General features: G+C 59.3%; 3 protein-coding genes. All 3 read right to left on the bottom strand.

Features of this window, described 5'->3' with window-relative positions; translation table 11 throughout:
* A partial coding sequence (locus tag ADADOO_RS12760; RefSeq protein ID WP_511277882.1) for a sodium:solute symporter family transporter occupies nt 1–337 on the bottom strand: 337 nt, incomplete at its 3' end.
* A 1-nt stretch (nt 338) separates the two neighbouring features.
* Nucleotides 339–647 (bottom strand): DUF485 domain-containing protein, encoded by a 309-nt coding sequence (locus tag ADADOO_RS12755; protein WP_511277881.1) that lies wholly within the window; start codon nt 645–647, stop codon nt 339–341.
* Between the two features lie 206 nt (nt 648–853).
* On the bottom strand, nt 854–2289 hold a 1436-nt coding region (gene groL / locus ADADOO_RS12750; RefSeq protein WP_511277880.1), incomplete at its 5' end, for a chaperonin GroEL.

Genomic DNA, 2289 nt, shown 5'->3' with positions numbered 1-2289 from the left:
CGATCGAGAAGATCAGGCCGTCGAAGCCGTTGGCGAAAACGAGACCGGAAATACCCAGGAAGGACGCGGCGGACATGTAGTCGCCGGCGATCGCCAGGCCGTTCTGGAAGCCGGTGATACCGCCACCCGCAGTGTAGAAGTCCGCCGCCGACTTGGTCTTGGCAGCAGCCCATTTGGTGATGAACAGGGTGGCACCGACGAAGATGGCAAACATGACGATTGCCGTCCAGTTGGTTGCCTGCTTGGTGGTATTGCCGAGGTCGGCACCCGCGGCGATAGCGCCACCGGCAACAGCCAGCGCCAGAAGGCCGGCGAGAATTTTGGTGAATTTAGTCATCTTACTTCTGTGCCTCCTTGATCAGGCCTTCGTTGATCGCGTCGAACTCGCTGTTGGCGCGGCGAACGTAAATCCAGGTCAACAGAATGGTGAAAGCGATAACGCCGACGCCGATCGGCACGCCGATACTCATCGTGTAACCCTCGCCGATTTTCTTGCCGAGGAATTCCTTGTCGAAGGCGACCAGGAGAATGAAGCCGTAGTAAGCGGCAGCACTAATGATGGCCATGAAAATGGAGTATTTGCTGCGCAGGGCAACAAACTCCAGAAATTTCGGGTTAGCTGTCACCCGATCTAGTGTGTCTTGCATTGATTTGCTCCTCAGATTTTGTTTATAGAGGCATTGCTGCGAAGCGTAATTTAGGCGTGGCGTCTTACAGCTAACTTACAGTCTGTTACAAAACCCATAACGCAGATCAAAGCTATTTCGGACGATGATCGAGGCTCACCCCGAAAAACAAAAAGCCCCGCACAGGGCGGGGCTCTTCGAAGCGGTGCAGCTTGCTTGGCGGGAGATTACATCCCCATGCCGCCCATGCCACCCATACCGCCCATGCCGCTCATGTCGGGCATGCCGCCGGCCGGCTTGTCTTCAGCCAGTTCGGCCACCATGCACTCGGTGGTGAGCATCAGGCCGGCCACGGAGGCGGCGTTTTGCAGCGCGGTGCGGGTCACCTTGGTCGGGTCGAGCACGCCCATTTCGACCATGTCGCCGTACTCGCCGGTGGAAGCGTTGTAACCAAAGTTACCCTTGCCACGCTGCACCTTGTCGACGACAACGGACGGCTCGTCACCGGCGTTGGCGACGATTTCGCGCAGCGGCTGTTCCATGGCGCGCAGGACGATCTTGATGCCGGCATCCTGATCGTGGTTGTCACCCTTGAGCTTGCCGATGGCCGCACGGGCACGGATCAGGGCGACGCCGCCGCCGGCGACAACGCCTTCTTCAACCGCCGCACGGGTAGCGTGCAGGGCGTCTTCAACGCGGGCCTTCTTTTCCTTCATTTCGACTTCGGTCGCGGCGCCAACCTTGATGACGGCAACGCCGCCAGCCAGCTTGGCCACACGTTCCTGGAGCTTTTCCTTGTCGTAATCGGAAGTCGCTTCGTCGATCTGGATGCGGATCTGCTTGACGCGGGCTTCGATCGAAGCGGCTTCGCCGGCACCGTCGATGATGATGGTGTTTTCCTTGGAAACTTCGATGCGCTTGGCCGAACCCAGATCCTTCAGGACAGCCTTTTCCAGGGACAGGCCGGTTTCTTCGGCGATGACGGTACCGCCGGTCAGGATGGCGATGTCTTCGAGCATGGCCTTGCGCCGATCGCCAAAGCCCGGCGCCTTGACGGCAACGGTCTTCAGGATGCCGCGGATGTTGTTGACGACCAGCGTAGCCAGGGCTTCGCCATCGACATCTTCAGCAATGATGAGCAGCGGACGGCCGGCCTTGGCGACTTGTTCGAGGATCGGCAGGAGGTCGCGGATGTTGGAAATCTTCTTGTCGAAGAGCAGGACAAACGGGTTTTCCATCAGCGCTTGCTGCTTGTCGCTGTTGTTGATGAAGTAGGGCGACAGGTAGCCGCGGTCGAACTGCATGCCTTCGACGACGTCGAGTTCGTTGGCCAGGGACTTGCCGTCTTCAACGGTGATGACGCCTTCCTTGCCGACCTTTTCCATGGCATTGGCGATGATCTCGCCGATGTCCGCATCGGAGTTGGCGGAGATGGCGCCAACCTGGGCGATTTCCTTGGTGGTGGTGCACGGCTTGGAGAAAGCCTTGAGCTCGTCGAGGGTGGCGGCGACAGCCTTGTCGATACCACGCTTGAGATCCATCGGGTTCATGCCGGCGGCGACATACTTCATGCCTTCGCGGACGATGGACTGGGCCAGCACGGTGGCGGTGGTGGTGCCGTCACCGGCGATGTCGGAGGTCTTGGAAGCGACTTCCTTGACCA

Origin of the sequence: Azonexus sp. (genome assembly GCF_036170495.1) — a bacterium.
In the GTDB taxonomy this organism is placed as follows: domain Bacteria; phylum Pseudomonadota; class Gammaproteobacteria; order Burkholderiales; family Rhodocyclaceae; genus Azonexus.
Note: the sequence above shows the minus strand (reverse complement) of the source record. Positions and strands in the feature narration are given on the sequence as shown.